This is a genomic window from Micromonospora marincola (assembly GCF_056150385.1).
In genome coordinates, this window is record NZ_JAXCFT010000006.1 from 230,273 (window position 1) to 249,048 (window position 18,776).

Below are 18,776 nucleotides of genomic sequence, written 5' to 3' on the forward strand. Positions count from 1 at the left end.
GCTGATCTGCCAGGTTTGGGGCCATCAGCGCCGGGTTAATGGGACGCTCTACCGGGAGAACCAGCTACCGAGCAACGCATGGAGGTGCACCATGCGCGTCGGCCTTGTATGCGCGCACGCCGGCTCGTCCACCGATGGTCCCATCGTCGGGACTCAGGAGCACATTGCGCGCGTGGCGGCTGAACTCGCCGCCCGGGGCCATGAGGTCCGGGTGTACGAACGCCGGGACGCGGCCGTCCAGCCGGCCCTGGCGGAACTCGACGGCTACCGCCTGGATCGGGTTCCGGTCGGACCGCCCGATCCGCTGCCCACCGCCGAGCTGGTGCCGTACGTCGCCGAGTTCGGCAGGTGGCTGGCCGACGAGTGGTCCGGCGACTGGGCGCCCGAGGTGGTGCACGGCCACTACTGGGTCGGCGGGCTGGCCGCCGCCCAGGCGGTCCGCGCCACGAACATCCCGGTGGTGCAGACCTTCCACTCGCTCGGCGTCGAGCAGCTCCGCCACCTCGGCCGTGGCTACACCGGGCCGGGCCAGCGGATCCCGCTCGAACGGGCGCTGACCCGGGCGGTCGACGTCGCGGTCGCCCAGTGCAACGACGAGGTCGACGAGCTGACCCGGATGGGCCTGCAACGCACCGCGGTGGCGATGGTGCCGACGGGCGTGGACACCGGGCAGTTCCACCCCGACGGCGAAGCGGCCCCACGGGACCAGCGACCCCGGATCCTCTCCGTGGGCGGGCTCGCGCCCGGGCACGGCCAGGACGACCTGATCCGGGCGATGCGGCTCGTCGGGGACGCGGAACTGGTGATCGCCGGTGGTCCGCCGGCCGAGCGGCTGGCCCGGCACGCGGAGGCGCGCCGGCTGCGTGAGCTGGCCGAGCGGGCCGGCGTGGCGGAGCGGATCCAACTCGTCGGCGCGGTCCCGCACGACCAGATGGCCACCTGGTACCGCTCCGCGGACGTGGTGGCCTGCACCCCGCACTACTCGTCCGCCGGGCGGGTGTCACTTGAGGCGATGGCCTGCGGCGTGCCTGTGGTCGGCTACGCCATGGGCGGCATCGCGGACGCCGTCGTCGACGAGGTGACCGGCAAGCTGGTGCCGCCGGGCGACGTGCGCACCCTCGGCGTCACCCTGCGCCGGATGCTCACCGACAACGCCGGCCGGTTCGCGTACGGGCACGCGGCGGTGGACCGGGTGCGGTGCAGCTACAGCTGGGAACGGACGGCAGCGGCGCTGGAGCGACTCTACGAGCGGGTGATCGGGCGTCGCCGGCCGGCCATCCCGGCGGACCCGACGACGCCTCCGGTCGGGGTCGAGGTGACCGTCTCCGAACGCGGGCCGCTCGAAGCGGCCTGAGCCGGCAGCACCCCGGCACCGACCCTCGCCGGCTCCCGGCTCCGGACGGTCGCGTGGTGGTGCTGCGGCTCGGCGTACCGGGTCAGGCCCACCACGGCCGCGAGGGTGACCAGGAAGCCGAGCCCGGCCAGCCACTCCCGCCCGGGCCAGATCTTGTCGTTGAGCAGCAGCAACCCGACGATCGCCGCGGGCACCGCGCCGGCCGCGTCCATCGCCGCCACCGCCGCCGTGGTCGACCCGCGTTGCATCGCCAGGCCGAGCAGCAACTGGCCGACCACCGAGTGGACGATCAGCAGGTAGAGCAGGGGATCCCGGAGGAACGCCTCGGTCGAGTCGGCGGAGGCGAGCGGGCGGGCGGCCACCGCGGCGGCGGAGAACGCCATCCCGGCAAGGGAGCCCAGCACCACCGACCCGAGCGCGCCGTGCAGCCGGGCCGCGAAGAAGCCCGACCCGGCGATCACGCCGAGCGCCGCCACCAGGCCGACCAGCCCGGCGGTGCCGAGTTGCCGGGATTGCGCCGGCTCGGCGGACAGCACAAGCGCGGTGATCCCGCCGAACAGCAGCACCAGCAGCACCACCTCGGCGGCCGGCAGACGCCACTTGAGCACCACCACACCGAGCACTGCGGTCACCCCCAGCCCGGCCGCCACGCTGGCCTGGACCAGGAACAGCGGCAGGTCCCGGCGGGCCAGGAAGGCGAACACGAACCCGACCACCTGGCAGCCCAGGCCGATCAGGTACGTCCGGTGACCGGCCAGCCGCAGCAGCAGCCCCGGGTCGAACGTGTGGTGCACGGTGGTCCGCGCGGCGGCGACCGACTGGAGGAGGTTGGCGAAGCCATACGCGACGATCATCGCCGCGAGGAAACACCAACCGGAGGAGACCACCTCGCGAGGATAAGGCTCGGGCCGGGTCAGCGCTCGGCCGGCCGGCCCAGCCGGCCCAGGATGTCGTCGTGCAGTCGGCCGTTGCTCGCCACCGCGCTGATGTCGGCGGAGTCGACGCCGGCCGGCGCGGGTCGCCCGGCCAGGTCGGTGAACCGGCCACCCGCCTCGACGACGATCGGCACCAGCGCGGCGATGTCCCACAGCGACAGCTCCGGCTCCACCATCACGTCAAGCGCCCCCTCGGCCAACAGCATGTAGCCGTAGAAGTCGCCGTACGCCCGGTTCCGCCAGCTGTCCCGCATGAGCTGGAGCATCGCGTCCAAGCGGCCGGCCTGTTCCCAACCGGTGAGCGAGGAGTAGCAGACGCTGGCGTCGGCAAGCGCCGTGACGCCGGAGACCCGGATCGGCGCGCCGTCCGCCGGACCGGTGCCGGCGAACGCGCCCGCGCCGCGCGCGCCCCACCAGCGCCGGCCCAGCGCCGGCGCGGAGACCAGGCCGAGCACCGGCCGGTCCTGCTCCAGCAGCGCGACAAGCGTGGCCCAGACGGGTACGCCCCGGACGAAGTTCTTCGTCCCGTCGATCGGGTCGACCACCCAGCGCCGCCCGTCCGGACCGGCGGCCGGCTGCTCCCCGTACTCCTCGCCGAGCAGGCCGTCGGTGGGGCGGTGGGTGGCGAGCAGGGCGCGGATCTCCCGCTCCACGGCGGTGTCCGCGTCGGAGACCGGGGTCAGGTCCGGCTTCGACTCGACCCGCAGGTCGAGGGCGCGGAACCGGGCCGTGGAGACGGCGTCGGCGGCGTCGGCGAGCACATGGGCGAGGGCGAGGTCGTCGGCGTACCCGGTCATGGTCCACACGCTAGCGCCGCCCACGCGGCAGGCCCCGGCGGGTGGCCGCCCGTCCGCCGGTCAGGACCCGGCGAGCGGGTCGCCGGGGTTGCGCTCGGGCTCGCGCGCGTCGCCCTCGCCGCTGCGGGAGGCGAGCAACCGCCGGTACGAGGCGAGCCGGCGCGGGTCGGCCTTGCCGGCGGCCACCCAGGCGTCGAGCGCGCAGTCCGCCTCGTCGGCGGTGTGCGGGCAGTTGGGCGGGCAGTCCACGGTCGCCTCGACCAGGTCGGAAAAACCGTGCAGCAGGCTCTCCGCGGAGACGTGTGCCAGCCCGAAGCTGCGGATGCCGGGGGTGTCGACGATCCAGCCCGGATCGCCACCGGCGCTCGGGTCGGGCGGCAGGCGCAGCGCCACCGCGCTCGTCGAGGTGTGCCGGCCCCGGCCGATCGCGCTTACCGTGCCGACGGCCCGTTCCGCCGCCGGCACGAGCCGGTTGACGAGCGTCGACTTGCCCACGCCGGAGTGGCCCACCAACACCGAGACCCGGCCGGCGAGCAGCGTGCGCAACCCGGCCAGGTCGGCGCCCGGGCGGATCAGCACGTACGGCAGCTCCAGTTCGGTGTAGTAGCCGAGCACCGCCTCCGGGCCGCCCAGGTCGGCCTTGGTGAGGCAGAGCAGCGGCTCGATGTCGGCGTCGTACGCGGCCACCAGGCAGCGGTCGATGAACCCGGTGCGCGGCGGCGGGTCGGCGAGCGCGCTGACGATCACCAGTTGGTCGGCGTTTGCCACCACCACCCGCTCCAGCCGCCCCTCGGCGGTGGTGTCGTCGTCGTCGGCGGTGCGCCGCAGCACGGAGGTGCGCTCGGCGATGCGCACGATGCGGGCCAGCGCGCCAGGTGCGCCGGAGACGTCACCGACAAGCCCCACCCGATCGCCCACCACCACCGACTTGCGGCCCAGCTCGCGGGCGCGCATGGCGGTGACGACCGGGTCGTCGGGGCCGGCCTCGGGGCGGACGCAGGTGTAGCGCCCCCGGTCGACCGCGATCACGAACCCGTCGACCGCGTCGGCGTGCCGGGGCCGGGTGCGGGTGCGGGGCCGCGACGATCTGCCGGGACGGACCCGGACGTCGTCCTCGTCGTACTCCCGCCGCCTGGTCGTCAGGACGTCCCCCCGCTGTCAGTTCTTGCCGGTCACCATGCCCGACCATAGTGCCGGGAACTCCGGCATGGTCTTCGAGGTGCACGTCACGTCGTCGACCTCGATGCCGGGGACGACCAGCCCGGCCACCGCCGCGGCGTGCGCCATCCGGTGGTCGGCGTACGTCCGGAAGGTGCCGCCGCGCAGCGGGCGGGGCCGGATCTCCAGGCCGTCGCGGGTCTCGGTGATGTCGGCGCCCAGCGCGGTGAACTCCTTGGCCAGCGCGGTGACCCGGTCGGTCTCGTGGCCCCGGATGTGACCGATGCCGGTCAGCCGGGACGGGGTGTCGGCAAGCAGGGCGAGCGCGGTCAGCACCGGGGTCAGCTCGCCGACGTCGGACAGGTCGGCGTCCACCCCGCGCATCGCGCCGGTGCCCCGCACCCGCAGCCCGTCGGTGCCGAGCGTCACCTCGCCGCCCATCCGGTGCAGCAGCTCGCGCAGCCGCTCGACCGGCTGGAGGCTGCTGTGCGGCCAGCCCTGGAGGGTGACCTCACCGCCGGTGACAAGCGCGGCGGCGAAGAACGGCGCGGCGCCGGAGAGGTCGGGCTCGATGTCCCAGCCGCGCCCGGTGAGCGGGCCCGGCTCGACCACCCAGACGTCGGGCGTGGCGTCGTCCACGGCGGCCCCGGCGGCGCGCAGCATCTGCACGGTCATCCGCACGTGCGGCGCGGACGGCACCGGTGGCCCCTCGTGCCGGACCACCACGCCCCGGTCGAAGCGGGGTGCGGCAAGCAGCAGCCCGGACACCAGTTGGCTGGACGCCGAGGCGTCGATCACGACCTCGCCACCTGTCACCCGGCCGGCGCCGAGGACGACGAGCGGCAGGCTGCCGGCCGGCGGGGCGTCGACCCGGACGCCGAGGGCGCGCAGCGCGCCGATCAGCGGGCCGAGCGGGCGGGTGCGGGCGTGCGGGTCGCCGTCGAACGTGACCCGGCCGGCGGCGAGCCCGGCCACCGGGGGCAGGAAGCGCATCACGGTGCCGGCCAGGCCGACGTCGACGTGCGCCGGGCCGACGAGCGGGTGCGGCCGGACCAGCCAGCGGTCGTCGTCGGAGATCGACATGTGCGAACCCAGCTCACGCAGGCCGCCGGCCATCAGCTCGGTGTCCCGGGCGCGCAGCGGCCGGTCGAGCGTCGACGGCCCGCCGGCCAGCGCGGCGAGCACCAGGGCCCGGGCGGTCATCGACTTGGAGCCGGGCAGGCGCAGCGTCGCGGCGACCGGGTCGCTCGCGGTCGGCGCGGTCCACGGCTGTGGCGGACGGGTAGCGGTCAGATTCCCCACGCTCACATTCTGCCAAGCCGGCGGCCCCGTCGGGCCGCCCTCCGGGCCTGCTCCCGGTGGGCGGGACAGCCGAAACGGCCCGCTGGGGCTAGCGTGGGCGCCATGTGCGGGAGGTACGCGACGACCAGGAACGCGGGCGACCTGAGCGCGCTGTTCGAGTCGACCGACTCCACCGGCGAGGTCGAGCCCGACTTCAACGTCGCCCCGACCGATTCCGCGCCGCTGGTCCGGCTCGCGCCGGAGGGGCACCGACTGCTCTCGCTCGGCCGTTGGGGGCTGCTCCCGCCCTGGTCCCGCAGCGCCGCCGGCGCCGCCCGGATGATCAACGCGCGGGCCGAGACGGTCGCCACCAGTCGGGCGTACGCACCGTGCTTCGCCCGTCGCCGCTGCCTGGTCCCGGCCGACGGGTGGTACGAGTGGGTCCGCCGTCCGGACGGTGGCCGGCAGCCCTACTTCATGACCCCGCGGGACGGCTCGGTGCTGGCCTTCGCGGGCATCTGGTCGCTCTGGGAGGCGGCGGGAACGCCCCGGCTCACGTTCAGTGTGCTGACCACCGCGGCGCTCGGCGAGCTGGCCGAGGTGCACGACCGGATGCCGCTGCTGCTGCCGCGGGACCGCTGGGCCTCCTGGCTCGATCCGACCGACGAGCCCGCCGCGCTGCTCGTCCCGCCGGACGCCGGGCAGCTCGCCGCGCTGGAGATCCGGCCGGTCTCACCGGCGGTCGGCGACGTCCGCAACGACGGCCCGGAGTTGATCGCCCGGATCGTCCCGGCGGCTGTGGAGGCGGACCGGGAACCGACGTTGTTCTGATCACGTTCAGCACATTGTCGAGTGCTGATTTGCCGGGGTTGCGCCTGAAAAGTCGCCCGGACGTTCAGTCATGTTTGCCGGAGGCTCTTGTCTCGGCGTGCGCGAGTGCGATAGAACACAGCGCCGGTGATGGGCGTCCGTTCGCACGGGGCGAATGACATCCATCGATCTTTTAGGAAGATCTTCGCCGGCCCCACGGGGGAGGTGGGTGTAATGACACGGGCACGCATGCCCCGCCCGCACGAGGTGGCAGCGGCGCGGCGCGATCCGCGGCTGCTGCGAGCCTTGCGCGAACGGCGACAGGACGAGGCGTGGCGCACCAGGGGAACCTGCCAGAGCGTCGATCCGGAGACGTTCTTTCCGGCGCCAAACGAACCGGCGGACGCGGCGGTGGCGCTCTGCCGCACCTGCGACGTCCAAGGCTCCTGCCTGGCCTGGGCTCTGGAGGTGGGCGACTGCCACGGCGTCTGGGGCGGCACCACACCGCGTGAGCGGCGAGCCATGCTCGTCGCCTGGCGCAGTGAGGTGCAGCCGGATCCGGACGCGGTCGATGAACCCGGTCCGCCGGTGCGCGACCGTCTGCTCACGCTGGTGCCGCTGAGCTGAGCCCGGCCCGACGCCGGTGTTCCGCGCCCGGCCGTCGCCGGGCGGGCCGCCGTGCGCAGAATGGGCCGGTGCGGCACGACGACGAGATCGACACGCCACGGGGGCCGGCGCGCGTCCGGCTCGACCCACCGACGGCGACCGGCGGCACCGTGCTCGTGCTGGGTCACGGCGCGGGCGGCGACGTGGACGCGCCGGATCTCGTGGCGGTCCGCGACGTGGTTCGTGCCGCCGGGGCCGGGGTGGCGCTGGTGACCCAGCCGTACCGGGTCGCCGGCCGCCGCGCGCCCGCGCCGGCCGGGCACCTCGACGAGGCGTGGACGGCGGTGCTTGCCGAGCTGCGCCGTCGCCTGCCGCACACCCGCCACTGGGTGGTGGGCGGCCGGTCCAGTGGCGCCCGGGTGGCCTGCCGCACCGCGGGCATCGTCGGGGCGGCCGGTGTGGTGGCGCTGGCGTTCCCGCTGCACCCGCCCGGGCGGCCGGAACGGTCCCGGGCCGACGAGCTGGGCACCGGCCTGCCCACGCTTGTGGTCAACGGCGACCGGGACCCGTTCGGCGTGCCCGATCCCGCGCCCGGCGTCGAGGTGATGGTCCGGCCGGGGGAGCGGCACGACCTGCGCAGGGATCCGATCGGCACGGCCGAGGTGGTGCGCGGCTGGCTGGCGATCCGGGGTTGGCTGCCCGTGCGTGCGTGACCGTCTCCGGCGGGCGGTCGTTGCACCGGTTGGCGCCGGCCGCCCGGCACGGGCGTGATCGGAGTCACCCTCCCAGGCCCTTCCTGGTCCCAGCATCGGTCGCGGCCGAGCTGGGACCAGGAGCGGGTGTGACCCCGAGATCTTGGTCCGAACGGCCCCATCCTCCGTCGATCATGAGGTTGGCGTGGGCATATCGGACGGATTGTGCGGCCAACTTCATGATCGCGGCGCTGGCGAACGCGCTGCACCCGCTGGCGGGAGTCCGCGTGGGTGGAATGTTGGGGGGCGACTATCGCGTTGACACCCGTTGGGAACGACATTGCCAGCGCGAGGGGGGTGACCGGTGCCGACCGAGACTCGGAGCCGGGAACGGGACGAACGGGACGAACGCCAGCTCCGGCGGCTGCTCGACGCGCCGGAGTGGCAGGCGTCGGCGTCGACCGTGAGCATCGGCACACACTCGGGAAGTGAATCTGCCGCCAGGCGGGTACGCGTATCCTCGGCGGGAAAGCATCCGACGCGAGGGGATGTGCGGTTGACCACCGAGAAGACGGACGAGCGCAGGGCCCGCTTCGAGCGGGACGCGATGCCCTTCGTCGATCAGCTCTACGCTGCCGGGCTGCGGATGACCCGCAACCCGGCGGATGCCGAGGACCTGGTCCAGGAGACCTACCTGAAGGCGTACGCCGCCTTCCACCAGTTCGAGCAGGGCACCAACCTGAAGGCCTGGCTCTACCGGATCCTGACCAACACCTACATCAACTCCTACCGGAAGCGGCAGCGCCAGCCCATCCAGGCGCCGACGGACGAGATCACCGACTGGCAGCTCGCCGAGGCGGAGTCGCACACGTCAAGCGGTCTGCGTTCGGCCGAGACCGAGGCGCTCGACCGGCTCCCGGACAGCGACGTCAAGGAGGCCCTCCAGCAGTTGCCGGAGGAGTTCCGCCTGGCGGTCTACCTGACCGACGTCGAGGGCTTCTCCTACAAGGAGGTCGCCGACATCATGGGTACGCCGATCGGCACCGTGATGTCCCGCCTGCACCGGGGCCGACGCAACCTGCGGAAGCTGCTGGAGCGGTACGCGGCGGAGCGGGGTTTCAGCGCCGCCCCGTCGAAGGGTTCGACCGCCGCCGCCAGCCGGGAGGTGTGACCGTGAGCTGTGGACGACCGCACGAGACGGACTGCCACGAAGTGCTCGCCGAGGTCTACCTCTACCTCGACCTGGAGTGCGGCGAGGAGCGCCGGGTGCTGATCCGGCACCACCTTGAGGAGTGCGGGCCCTGCCTGCGCGAGTACGGCATCGAGCAGGAGGTCAAGGCGCTCGTGGCCCGGTGCTGCGGCAACGAGGCGGCGCCTGAGAAGCTGCGTGAGCGGCTGCGGCTGCGGCTGAGCGAGCTGGTGGTCTTCGAGACCTCCGAGTCCCGCGAGCTGGCCGACTGATCAGACACCTGTGGCCCGGGTCCGTGTGGATCCGGGCCACAGGTGTGTCCGGCCCCGGAGGGCCGGGCGCCGCTGATCGGTGATCAGGAGTTGGGGCGCTTGCCGTGGTTGGCGCTGCTCTTCTTCCGGGCCTTCTTCTTCCGGGCCTTCTTCGCCATTCTCTGCCTCCCTGTGCTGGTCACGGTCCGGCCACGGGTGAGCGCGGCGGATGTCGCGTACGGCCCCCGGTCCGCCGGGCGCCGACCCGCACGATGCTAGTGCCGCCGGTGCCGCGCCGGGTGCGGTGGGGCGCGTCCCGGGCCGGTGGTCAGAGATCGGACGTGACCGGCGTCATGATTGGATACCGTTCGCATGATTGTCGGGGAGAGGGAGGGCCGGGAGATGGCCGAGGAGATCCGCGCCGAGATGGTGGCGAACGTCTGGAAGGTCGTCGCGTCGGCCGGGGACACGGTGTCCGAGGGGGACACGCTTGTCATCCTGGAGTCGATGAAGATGGAGATCCCGGTGGTCGCCGAGTCCGACGGCGTGGTGCAGCAGTTGGCGGTCAACGAGGGTGACGTGGTGCAGGACGGCGACCTGATCGCGGTGATCGGTTGACCGGCCTGCTCGTCCGCCGCGCCCAGCCGGCGGACTTCCCGGCGGTGGCCCGCCTGACGGTGGCCGCGTACGAGGGGGACGGCCAGCTCAAGGGCGAGACCGGGTACGCTCCGGTGCTCGCCGACGTGGCCGGCCGGGCGGGGACCGGGGAGGTGCTGGTCGCCGTGGACGAGGCCACCGGCGCGGTGCTCGGCGCGGTGACGTTCGTGCTGCCGGGAACCCCGTACGCCGAACTCGCCGGGCCCGGTGAGGCCGAGTTCCGGATGCTCGCGGTCGACCCGGCCGCGCAGGGCCGGGGCGCGGGCGCGGCGCTGGCTGAGGCGTGCGTGGCGCGCGCCGTCGAGCTGGGGTGCGCGGCGGTGGTGATCTGCGTGCGGGCCGGCATGGCGGCGAGCGCGCGGCGGCTCTACGACCGGCTCGGGTTCGTCCGGGCGCCGGAGAAGGACTGGGCTCCGATGCCCGGGATCGACCTGCTCGGCCTGCGCCTGCCCCTCACCGCCTCAGGCGCCGTCGCCGATCTTCGCCAGTAACTCGTCGGCCACCTCGAGGGCGATCTTCCGCCGCTCGTCGTCGGTGATGCCCGGGGTGCGCACCGCGAACCAACTGCTGTGCACGGCGAACAGGGTGAGCGAGGCGCGTAGCTGGGCGGCCGGGGACTCGTCGCCGCGGCTCAGCTCGCCGGCGAGTCGCATCATCCGGTCGCGCATCTGCTGGCCGGCGACGAGGCTCTTCAGCACGGTCTGGTTCTGTTCGAAGAACCGCATCACCCGGGGTAGTTCGCCGGAGAACATGGTGTCCGCGTAGCTGGCGATCAGGGTGCGCCGGGTCTCCAGCGTGGCCGGCTGGTCGGCGGCCCAGGCGATCAGCTCGTCCATCCGGCGCAGCCGGTCGTCGACGAAGCTGCTGACGATCTCGTCCTTGCTCTTGAAGTGGTAGTAGAGGGCCGCCTTGGTCACGTTGAGGCGTTCGGCGATCTCCCGGAGCGAGGTCTTCTCGTACCCCTGCTCGGTGAAGAGCTCCAGCGCGACGGCCTGGATGCGCTGGCGCGTGCCGCCTGTGCTCTCGCTCACCCGACCGACACCTTCCAATCCGCTTGACGTTGTCCCCGTGTCGAGCTTACCGTGCGGCTAGTAAGTTAACTAGCCGGGCGGCAAGTAAGTCGATCACCGATCTGCGGGGGAGCCTACCCATGAGTCAACAAGCCCCGGTCACCGCGAAGCCAAACGTCCGCGTCATCCTGTTCGGCCTGATGACCGCGATGACACTCGCGATGCTCGATAACATGATCGTCAGCACCGCGCTGCCGCGCATCGTCTTCGAGTTCGGCGGCGCCGATCACTTCACCTGGGTGGTCACCGCCTACGTGCTGGGCACCACCGTCTCCACCCCGATCTGGGGCAAGCTGGGCGACCTCTACGGCCGCAAGGCGGTCTTCCTCACCTCGGTGGTCGTCTTCCTGATCGGCTCCGCGCTCTGCGGCATGTCCGGTTCCGGTGTCTTCGGCGGCGCCGACACCGGCATGGTCGAGCTGATCGCGTTCCGCGCGGTCCAGGGCCTCGGCGCGGGCGGCCTGATGGTCGGCGTCATGGCGATCATCGGGGACCTGGTCCCGCCCCGCGAGCGGGGCCGCTACCAGGGCATGATCGCCGCCATCATGGCCATCGCCATGGTGGCCGGCCCGCTTGTCGGCGGCTTCATCACCGACAACCTCTCCTGGCGCTGGGCGTTCTACGTGAACCTGCCCCTCGGCGGTGTGGCGCTGCTCCTCCTGGCCGCCACCATGCACCTGCCGAAGTACCGCACCGAGCACAAGATCGACTGGCTGGGCGCGGCGCTGCTCTCCGTCGGCATCACCGCGCTCGTGCTTGTCACCACCTGGGGCGGCAAGCAGTACGACTGGGGTTCGCCGCAGATCCTCGGCCTGACCGTGCTGGCGGTGGCCGCGTTGGGCGTGTTCGCGTTCGTGGAGCGGCGGGCACCGGAACCGATCCTGCCGCTGGGCCTGTTCGCCAACCGCAACTTCGCCCTCATCTCGGTGATCGGCTTCCTGCTCGGCTTCGCCATGTTCGGCGCGATGAACTTCCTGCCGCTCTACCAGCAGACCGTGCAGGGCGCCTCGGCCACCAACAGCGGCCTGCTCCTGCTCCCGCTGATGTTCGGCATGCTCGTGGTGTCGCTCGTGGTAGGCCGGACGATCACGAAGACCGGGCGCTACCGGGCCTTCCCGATCATCGGCGGCGTGGTGATGGTCATCGGCATGTGGCTGCTCAGCCGACTCGACCTCGGCACCGGCAAGACCGAGTCCTCGCTCTACATGGTCGTGCTCGGCGTCGGCATGGGCTTCCTCATGCAGACCTCGATGCTCATCGCGCAGAACAGCGTCGAGCAGAAGGACCTGGGCGCGGCGAGCGGCGCGACCACCTTCTTCCGGTCCATCGGCGGCTCGTTCGGCGTCTCGCTGTTCGGCGCCATCTTCGCCAACCGGTTGGCCGACTCGCCCGCCGGTCCGGCGCTCGCCGGCAAGGGCGGCGGCGAGGGCGGCGCGATGGACCTGGAGAACCTCAAGCAGCTCACCGGCGCGACGCGGGAGCTGGTGCTCGGCGCGCTCTCCAACGCCATCTCGCACGTCTTCCTCTGGGCGCTCTTCTTCACCGTGGCGGTCCCGGTGCTCGCCTGGTTCGTCAAGGAGGTGCCGTTGCGCGCGACGAACGACGTCCCACCCGCCGACACCACCCCGGAGGACGAGGCCGAGGTCGCGCTCGGCAAAGCCCCCGTCTGACGTAAGGAAGGGGCCCCGGTTAACGCCTGGCGTTGTACCGGGGCCCCTTCTTAACACCACCAGGGGCGCGCTCAGGCGCGGCGGAACAGGGCGGTGAGGCGCCGCCAGAGACGACGCAGCGCGCCGGCCCCGGCGTCGGCGACGAGCGCGTCGGCCGTCGCGCGGGCGGCCGGGTCGAGAGCCGGGGTGGCCCGGGCCAGGTGCGCGAGCGACACCGCCTCCGGGGTGCGCCGGGCGGGGCCGGTCGCCACCTCGGCGAGCCGCCCGGCCACGAGATCGGCCACGTCGGCGCGTACGGCCGGGTCCACCCAGGCGGCGGTGACCAGGGCGAACAGTGCCGCCTCGGCCACCGGCCCCGGCTCGCCCCCGGCCAGGTCCCGCAGCACTCGGCGGCGGGTCGACTCCGCCCACGGCTCGTCGGTGCGGTGGTGCAGCAGGCCGAGACAGGCCCAGACCTGCGCGCAGCGCGCCCAGAGCGCGGGGTCCTGATCGCCGAGCACCCGGCCCAGCGCCGTGGACGGCGCCTCCGGTGGGTACGCCAGCAGGCCGAGCAGGTCGGCCAGGTCCAGCGTGGCGAGTCGGACCGCGGCGTCGTACGCGGCCGGCGGGTGCGCCCAGGCCGGGTGGGCCAGTTGCTGGAGCCGCCGCACCGCGTTCGCCGACGGGCGGGCGGTGTTCGGGGGCGGCGCGGGGAACTGGTCCGCGTCGGCCGGGGTTACCTGGCCGAGCCACGGGCGCCCGCGGCAGCACTCGGCGAGGTCGCCGTGCTCGTGCGTGTCGTCCGGGTGGTCGCGGACGAAGTCGGCGAGCGCCACCAGGTGGTCGACGTTCCCGTCGCGCTGGAAGCGCAGCCGGTGCGCGGTGTGCACGGCGCAGTCGAACGTCGGGTCCTTCGCCAGCGCCCGGTCGATCCAGCCCAGCGCCGCGTCGAGCCGGCCGTGGTCGGCGAGCGTGCCGGCGATGTCCGCGTAGATCGCCAGGTCGTCGGGGTCGAGCGCGACCGCACGCTCCAGCGCGGCGAGCGCGTCGGCGGTCCGGCCGGCGCTGCGGTACGCGTACCCGAGCCACACCTCGCCGAGTTTGCTGGGCATCGCGCGTACCCCCCGGGTGGCCCACTCGACCGCGAGGGCGACCTCGCCGAGGCGCCGGGCCAGCGCGGACGCCGCGCCCAGCAGGAGCGGGTGGTCCGGATGCACGGTGATCGCGTTGCGGGCCAGCGTCAGGTAGGGCAGCAGCGGCTCGCGCAGCCGGCGCGGAACCGGGTCGGGCGCGGCGGCGCAGACCTGCATGAGGATTCGCGCGGTGCGCTCCGGATCGAGCCGTTCCGGCAGGTCGGCGGCGGTCACCCAGGGTACGGCGGCCCATGGCGCACCAGGTGCGTAGCCGGTGGCGGCGGCCAGCAGGTCGAGACCCTCGGCGGGACGGCCGGCGGCGGCGAGCAGGTGCGCCCGGGCCACCACGGCGCCGACGAAGGCGTGCTGGCCGAGCGGGAAGAGTTCGACGTCACCGCCGCTGGCGGCGGCGAGCCGGGCGAGCGTCTCGTGCGCCTCGGGGAGGGTGGGGGAGCGGACAAGCGCGGCGGCGACGTGGTCCGCGGCGTGCCGGAGATCGCCCTCGCCCAGCGCCAGCCGGGCCAGCGCGAGTTCCTCCTCCGCGGAGAGCGCGGCGTCGTCCTCGGGCACGTCATCCTTCCCTCGCCGGGCTGGTCGGTCGGTCAGCCGGGCAAGCCTAGGGGATCTTGCCGCCGTGTGGTGATCCGGTGCGCACTGCTGCTCGTTGCATTGTTGATTCCGGCCCAAACGTGCAAGACTGAGCATCGAACGCGCGGCAATCGCGCAGAAGGGGGTGCGTGGTGACGCGACCAGGGGCCGGGATGGCCGCCGACATCGACGAGCAGCCGGCCGGCTACGAGCGCCTGCTCTCCACCGCGCACGCCACCGCGATCGCCCAGGTAGCGGCCGTCGTCGCGGAGCGGCGACCCCGCCACGTGGTCTTCACCGCCCGGGGCACCTCCGACCACGCCGCGCTCTACGCGGCCTACCTCACCGAGATCCGCCTCGGCCTCCCCGCCGGGCTGGCCTCACCCAGCGCGATCACCGTCTTCGGCGCCCGCCCCGACCTCTCCGACGCGCTTGTCGTCGGCGTCAGCCAGAGCGGCGGCTCACCCGACCTGACCGAGGTGCTCCGGGTGGCCCGGGCCTCCGGCGCGCTCACCCTGGCGGTCACCAACAACCCCGACTCGCCGCTCGTGGAAACCGCCGAGCTGAGCGTCGACGTGGCCGCCGGCCACGAGCGGGCGGTCGCCGCCACCAAGACCTACACCGCCGAGCTGCTCGCGCTGCTCATGCTTGTCGAGGGGGTACGCGCCGGCGGCGGCGTGCTGCCCGCGCCGGAGCGGGACGCGCTGGCCCGCCTGCCCGAGCTGGCCGCGCGGACGCTCGCCGACGACACCCCGGCCCGGCTCGCCCCGCGCTACCGGTTCGCCGCCCAGCTCGTCACCACCGGCCGGGGCTACGCGTACCCGACGGCCCGGGAAGCGGCGCTGAAGCTGATGGAGACGTCCTACCTGCCGGCGCTCGCCTTCTCCGGCGCCGACCTGCTGCACGGCCCGCTCGCCATGACCGACCCGGACGTGCCGGTGCTCGCCGTGGTCGGCTCCGGCCCCGGCGGCACGTCGATGCGCGAGGTGCTGCCCCGGCTCGGCGAACGCCGGGCCGACGTGGTGGTGGTCGGCTCCGCAGACGTCGGCGGCACCCGGATGGCGGTGCCGGAGGTCGACGAGCGGTACGCGCCGCTGCTCGACATCCTGCCGCTGCAACGACTGGCCCTGGCGCTGGCCCTGGCCCGTGGCGAGAACCCGGACGCGCCACGTGGTTTGAAGAAGGTCACGGCGACGATGTGAGCCAGGCGTGGCACGCTGTGGGGCGTGTCCACCCTCCGTGACCTCGCCGAGGAGCACACCGCGCTCCGGCCGGCCGACATCGACCACCTCCACCGGGTCGCCGGTGACTGGCAGCTCCTCTCCGACCTGTCCTTCGCCGACCTGCTGCTCTGGGTGCCGGTGGACGGCGACGGCACGTTCCTCTGCGTCGCCCAGGTCCGCCCGACCACCGCCCCGACCGCCTACCTGGACGACCAGGTAGGCCGCATCGTCGGCGGTCCCGAGGTGGCGCACCTGGAGGTCGCGCACCGGCAGGGCCGGATCTGGCGGGAGGGCGACCCGGTCTGGTACGGCGACGTACCGGCCCGGCACGAGGCCATCCCGGTGCGGCTGCGCACCGGGGACGGGGAGCACGGCGAGGTCATCGCCGTGGTCGGACGGGACACCAACCTCTCCACCGCGCGCACCCCGAGCCAGCTCGAACTGAACTACCTCACCACCGCCGACGACCTGGCCCAGATGATCGCCGACGGCACCTTCCCACCGCCCCGGCACCCGGGCGAGACCACCTCGGCGCCCCGGGTCGGCGACGGCCTGGTGCGGCTCGACGCCAACGGCAAGGTCACCTACGCCAGCCCCAACGCGCAGTCCGCGTACCGCCGGCTCGGCTACGCCTCCCACCTGGTCGGCGAGGACCTGGCCAAGCTGCACCGCAGGCTCGCCGGAGACCCCCTCGAAGGCACCGACGCGGGCAACGCGGTGCTCGCCGCGCTGCGCGGCGAGGCCCCACCCCGGCGGGAGATCGACGCCCGGGGCGCCACCATGCTGACCCGGGCGCTTCCGCTGATGCCCGCCGGCGTGCCGATCGGCGCGCTGGTGCTGGTCCGCGACATCACCGAGGTACGCCGCCGCGACCGCGCCCTGATCACCAAGGACGCCACCATCCGGGAGATCCACCACCGGGTGAAGAACAACCTGCAGACAGTCGCCGCGCTGCTGCGCCTCCAGGCCCGCCGGGTGTCCATGCCGGAGGCCCGGGTCGCGCTCGAGGAGTCGGTACGCCGGGTCGCCTCGATCGCGCTCGTGCACGAGACGCTCTCGCTGTCGAGCGACGAGGCGGTCGAGTTCGACGGCATCGTGGACCGGGTGGCAAGCGCCGCGACCGAGGTGGCCGCCACCGAGGTAACCGTCGGCATGCGTCGCCGGGGCAGCTTCGGCATCCTGCCGGCCGAGATCGCCACCTCGCTCGTCATGGTCCTCAACGAGCTGCTGCTCAACGCCGTGGAACACGGCTTCCCACCTGTCGACGAGGAAACCATCCCCACCCCGGCGGACACGCCGCGACCCGAAGTGGTCGTCTCGGTGCACCGGCTCCGCAAGCAGTTGCACGTCTCGGTCGCCGACAACGGCCGCGGCCTGCCCGGGCAGTTCGACGCCGACCGCGGCGGCAACCTCGGTCTCCAGATCGTCCGGGCGTTGGTCACCGGCGAACTGCGCGGCACCATCGAACTGCGCAACGGGACAGCCGGCGGCACCGAGGCGGTCCTCGTCGTACCACTGGCCCGAGGCACCACCGACCGCCTCACCGGGCGAGCAGGGCCACCGTGAGGCCCGGGCGGGGCCACACCTGACGGACCGTGAAGCCGTCGCGCAGCGCCTCGCCCTTGGCGCCGGGCACCTTCGCCAGCGGATCCGTCCGGCGTCCGGCGACCACGAGCCAGATCCGGTCCACGCCGGCCAGGCAGCGGGCCGGGTCGCCGCACTCGACGGCCCAGAGGCTCGCGTCCGCCCGCTGGTCGCGGACCGCGAGCACGTCACGCGGCAGCCGCGACCCCAGGTGGTACGCCAGGCCGAGATCGGGAAAGAGCCAGCCGTCCCGGGGTGAGTAGACGACCGCGTCGCCCGGCCGCTGTCCGGCGGCGATGATCCCGGCCACGCCCGCGTAGTCGACCGGGGCGCTGCGGGGCCACTCGTGGGTCCGGCGCAGCGCCGCCTGGTCGGGCAGCCCGAGCAACCCGGCCAGGACCACCACGGCCAGCGCCGGCCCGAGCCGTACCCCCGTTGGTGTGGTCCTGCCCGGTGCGGTTCTGTCCGGTGTGGGTTTGTCCGGTGCGCTCGCGGCCGACGCTGCCGTTGCCGGCGTTGGTCCGGTCGGGGTCGGGGTCGGTCGGGTCGGGGCTGGCGTTGGTCGGGTCAGGGCCGCGCCGGCCAGCAGGCAGGCGAACGGCACCGTGAAGATCAGGTAGCGGGTCACCCAGAGCGGCACCACCATGCCGGCGACGAAGAGCAGCAGCACCGGCAGCAGCACCGCGGCCCCGGGCAGCACCGCCCACCGGCCGAGCCGGGCCGCGCCGAGCGCCGCGAGCGCCAGCACGAACCCACCCACCACCGCGCTCTGCGCCAGCCCACCGGGCACCGACGCCAGATCCGCCAGTCGGGCCGGGTCCACCCAGTCGAGTTGCCGGCCGCGCTGCCCCCGGGCGACCAGCGCCAGCGGGGTGACGAGCACGATGGCCGGCACCAGTGCCACAAGCCACCGCGCGAGCACCCGCCCTGGCGCCGGCACCGCCCGACCCTCGCCGGCTGCCCCCCTCCGTTCTGCTTCAGGCTCGCCGGGCGGGGGCTCGTCAAGCGCGCCGGATCGGGATGCGCCCGATCGGGGTGCGTCGGGCCGGGGTGTGCCGGGCGGGTCGACGCCGGCGGCGGCCGGGCCGTGCGCGGCGGTCAGCAGCACCGCGATGGCGTGCGCGGCGAGGATGGTGAGCGCGATCAGATGGAGCAGTCCGAGCGCGGCGACGACGACGGCGTACCCGGCCCACCGCCGCCACGTCGGCCGACGCAGCGTCTCGACCAGCAGCAGTGTGGCGAGCACGGCGAGCAGCGTCGCGAGCGCGTACGGGCGGGCCTCCTGGCCGTAGCGCGAGGTGCTCGGCAGCACGGCGAACAGCAGGCCGGCCAGCAGTCCGGGCCGGTGGCCCAGCAACCGGGCGCCGAGGCGTGCGGTCAGCGCGGCGGTGGCTGCCATGGCCAGCGCCGAGGGCAGCCGCAGCGCCGCCGGCGAGGTGCCGGCCAGCGCGGTCCAACCGTGCATGAGCAGGTAGTACGGTCCGGTGGCGGCGTCGATGGTGTGGGTCAGCCGGACCAGGTCCGGCAGCGGGCGGGTGGCGGCGCTCCAGGTCGCCAGTTCGTCCCGCCACGGCTGCGCGTGCCCGATCCCAACCAGCGTGACCACAAGCGTGAGGAGGCCGGGGACCGCCCAGACCGCCCACCCCCGGACGCGGGACGGCGCAGGCTCGGCAGGCGCGCTCACACTTCGCAGCCTCACACGCCACCCCCACCCTCCCACCCCGCTCCGCCAACTTCCCCCGCCCCGGCCCGCCCCTAGCTCCCCTCTCACCCGTCGATCATGAGGTTGGCGGCACTGA

At 73.8% G+C, this 18,776-nt stretch carries 19 protein-coding genes; 11 read left to right on the forward strand and 8 right to left on the reverse strand.

What is annotated here, in order from left to right:
• The first annotated feature begins 91 nt into the window (after nucleotides 1–91).
• On the forward strand, nucleotides 92–1,354 hold the full coding sequence (locus tag SM450_RS16840) for a glycosyltransferase (protein ID WP_474620663.1): 1,263 nt from the start codon (nucleotides 92–94) through the stop codon (nucleotides 1,352–1,354).
• Here SM450_RS16840 and SM450_RS16845 read toward each other — a convergent pair.
• From SM450_RS16845 to aroA, 4 genes are all read right to left on the reverse strand, one after another.
• On the reverse strand, nucleotides 1,243–2,208 hold the full coding sequence (locus SM450_RS16845; RefSeq protein ID WP_474620756.1) for a hypothetical protein: 966 nt from the start codon (nucleotides 2,206–2,208) through the stop codon (nucleotides 1,243–1,245). The genes SM450_RS16840 and SM450_RS16845 overlap by 112 nt on opposite strands.
• Before the next feature lie 59 nt (nucleotides 2,209–2,267).
• Nucleotides 2,268–3,086, reverse strand: a complete 819-nt coding sequence (gene hisN / locus SM450_RS16850) for a histidinol-phosphatase (RefSeq protein WP_474620664.1) — start codon at nucleotides 3,084–3,086, stop codon at nucleotides 2,268–2,270.
• Nucleotides 3,087–3,146: 60 nt separating this feature from the next.
• Nucleotides 3,147–4,040 (reverse strand): ribosome small subunit-dependent GTPase A, encoded by an 894-nt coding sequence (gene rsgA / locus SM450_RS16855; protein ID WP_474620757.1) that lies wholly within the window; start codon nucleotides 4,038–4,040, stop codon nucleotides 3,147–3,149.
• Nucleotides 4,041–4,244: 204 nt separating this feature from the next.
• Nucleotides 4,245–5,546 (reverse strand): 3-phosphoshikimate 1-carboxyvinyltransferase, encoded by a 1,302-nt coding sequence (gene aroA, locus SM450_RS16860; RefSeq protein ID WP_474620665.1) that lies wholly within the window; start codon nucleotides 5,544–5,546, stop codon nucleotides 4,245–4,247.
• Nucleotides 5,547–5,648: 102 nt separating this feature from the next.
• Between aroA and SM450_RS16865 the strand changes: the two genes are divergently transcribed.
• From SM450_RS16865 to rsrA, 5 genes are all read left to right on the forward strand, one after another.
• On the forward strand, nucleotides 5,649–6,356 hold the full coding sequence (locus SM450_RS16865) for an SOS response-associated peptidase (protein WP_474620666.1): 708 nt from the start codon (nucleotides 5,649–5,651) through the stop codon (nucleotides 6,354–6,356).
• A gap of 213 nt (nucleotides 6,357–6,569) precedes the next feature.
• Complete coding sequence (locus SM450_RS16870; RefSeq protein ID WP_091068696.1) at nucleotides 6,570–6,962, forward strand: WhiB family transcriptional regulator; 393 nt, start codon at nucleotides 6,570–6,572, stop codon at nucleotides 6,960–6,962.
• Between the two features lie 68 nt (nucleotides 6,963–7,030).
• Nucleotides 7,031–7,654 carry an alpha/beta hydrolase family protein gene (locus tag SM450_RS16875; RefSeq protein WP_474620667.1) on the forward strand — a complete coding sequence of 208 codons (624 nt, stop codon included), beginning with the start codon at nucleotides 7,031–7,033 and terminating at the stop codon, nucleotides 7,652–7,654.
• Nucleotides 7,655–7,997: 343 nt separating this feature from the next.
• Entirely contained in the window at nucleotides 7,998–8,804 is an 807-nt protein-coding gene (locus SM450_RS16880) for a sigma-70 family RNA polymerase sigma factor (protein WP_474620668.1), read from the forward strand.
• Nucleotides 8,805–8,806: 2 nt separating this feature from the next.
• Entirely contained in the window at nucleotides 8,807–9,094 is a 288-nt protein-coding gene (rsrA, locus tag SM450_RS16885) for a mycothiol system anti-sigma-R factor (RefSeq protein WP_474620669.1), read from the forward strand.
• Between the two features lie 83 nt (nucleotides 9,095–9,177).
• On the opposite strand, the gene SM450_RS16890 is transcribed toward rsrA, so the two are convergent.
• Nucleotides 9,178–9,252 (reverse strand): 50S ribosomal protein bL37, encoded by a 75-nt coding sequence (locus SM450_RS16890; RefSeq protein ID WP_369752275.1) that lies wholly within the window; start codon nucleotides 9,250–9,252, stop codon nucleotides 9,178–9,180.
• A 223-nt stretch (nucleotides 9,253–9,475) separates the two neighbouring features.
• Between SM450_RS16890 and SM450_RS16895 the strand changes: the two genes are divergently transcribed.
• Together SM450_RS16895 and SM450_RS16900 are read left to right on the forward strand one after the other, a co-directional pair.
• Complete coding sequence (locus SM450_RS16895) at nucleotides 9,476–9,691, forward strand: biotin/lipoyl-binding carrier protein (protein ID WP_091068708.1); 216 nt, start codon at nucleotides 9,476–9,478, stop codon at nucleotides 9,689–9,691.
• A complete protein-coding gene (locus SM450_RS16900; RefSeq protein ID WP_474620670.1) occupies nucleotides 9,688–10,221 on the forward strand; it encodes a GNAT family N-acetyltransferase in 534 nt (177 codons plus the stop codon). Before SM450_RS16895 ends, SM450_RS16900 begins: the two co-directional genes overlap by 4 nt.
• On the opposite strand, the gene SM450_RS16905 is transcribed toward SM450_RS16900, so the two are convergent.
• Nucleotides 10,192–10,761: a TetR/AcrR family transcriptional regulator gene (locus SM450_RS16905; RefSeq protein ID WP_474620671.1), complete on the reverse strand. Its 570-nt coding sequence runs from the start codon at nucleotides 10,759–10,761 to the stop codon at nucleotides 10,192–10,194. The genes SM450_RS16900 and SM450_RS16905 overlap by 30 nt on opposite strands.
• A gap of 119 nt (nucleotides 10,762–10,880) precedes the next feature.
• Here SM450_RS16905 and SM450_RS16910 point away from each other — a divergent pair, with 119 nt between their 5' ends.
• Complete coding sequence (locus SM450_RS16910) at nucleotides 10,881–12,470, forward strand: MDR family MFS transporter (RefSeq protein ID WP_474620672.1); 1,590 nt, start codon at nucleotides 10,881–10,883, stop codon at nucleotides 12,468–12,470.
• Nucleotides 12,471–12,541: 71 nt separating this feature from the next.
• Here SM450_RS16910 and SM450_RS16915 read toward each other — a convergent pair whose 3' ends face one another.
• Nucleotides 12,542–14,152, reverse strand: a complete 1,611-nt coding sequence (locus tag SM450_RS16915) for a tetratricopeptide repeat protein (protein WP_474620673.1) — start codon at nucleotides 14,150–14,152, stop codon at nucleotides 12,542–12,544.
• Between the two features lie 191 nt (nucleotides 14,153–14,343).
• Here SM450_RS16915 and SM450_RS16920 point away from each other — a divergent pair, with 191 nt between their 5' ends.
• Together SM450_RS16920 and SM450_RS16925 are read left to right on the forward strand one after the other, a co-directional pair.
• Nucleotides 14,344–15,372, forward strand: coding sequence for an SIS domain-containing protein (locus tag SM450_RS16920; protein WP_474620758.1), 1,029 nt, complete (start codon nucleotides 14,344–14,346; stop codon nucleotides 15,370–15,372).
• Nucleotides 15,373–15,396: 24 nt separating this feature from the next.
• The gene (locus tag SM450_RS16925) at nucleotides 15,397–16,959 is read left to right on the forward strand and encodes a histidine kinase N-terminal domain-containing protein (RefSeq protein ID WP_474620674.1); all 1,563 of its coding nucleotides are present in this window, start codon (nucleotides 15,397–15,399) and stop codon (nucleotides 16,957–16,959) included.
• Here the strand turns inward: SM450_RS16925 and SM450_RS16930 are convergent.
• The gene (locus SM450_RS16930; RefSeq protein WP_474620675.1) at nucleotides 16,934–18,661 is read right to left on the reverse strand and encodes a glycosyltransferase family 39 protein; all 1,728 of its coding nucleotides are present in this window, start codon (nucleotides 18,659–18,661) and stop codon (nucleotides 16,934–16,936) included. The genes SM450_RS16925 and SM450_RS16930 overlap by 26 nt on opposite strands.
• Nucleotides 18,662–18,776: the final 115 nt, after the last annotated feature.

Bases quoted from the DNA above. Each gene is read 5' to 3' on its own strand.
- SM450_RS16840 (WP_474620663.1), top strand. From the start codon at position 92: ATGCGCGTCGGCCTTGTATGCGCGCACGCCGGCTCGTCCACCGATGGT.
- SM450_RS16910 (WP_474620672.1), top strand. From the start codon at position 10,881: ATGAGTCAACAAGCCCCGGTCACCGCGAAGCCAAACGTCCGCGTCATC.
- SM450_RS16895 (WP_091068708.1), top strand. From the start codon at position 9,476: ATGGCCGAGGAGATCCGCGCCGAGATGGTGGCGAACGTCTGGAAGGTC.
- rsgA (WP_474620757.1), bottom strand. From the start codon at position 4,040: ATGCGCGCCCGCGAGCTGGGCCGCAAGTCGGTGGTGGTGGGCGATCGG.
- SM450_RS16920 (WP_474620758.1), top strand. From the start codon at position 14,344: ATGGCCGCCGACATCGACGAGCAGCCGGCCGGCTACGAGCGCCTGCTC.
- hisN (WP_474620664.1), bottom strand. From the start codon at position 3,086: ATGACCGGGTACGCCGACGACCTCGCCCTCGCCCATGTGCTCGCCGAC.
- SM450_RS16870 (WP_091068696.1), top strand. From the start codon at position 6,570: ATGACACGGGCACGCATGCCCCGCCCGCACGAGGTGGCAGCGGCGCGG.
- SM450_RS16845 (WP_474620756.1), bottom strand. From the start codon at position 2,208: ATGATCGTCGCGTATGGCTTCGCCAACCTCCTCCAGTCGGTCGCCGCC.
- SM450_RS16865 (WP_474620666.1), top strand. From the start codon at position 5,649: ATGTGCGGGAGGTACGCGACGACCAGGAACGCGGGCGACCTGAGCGCG.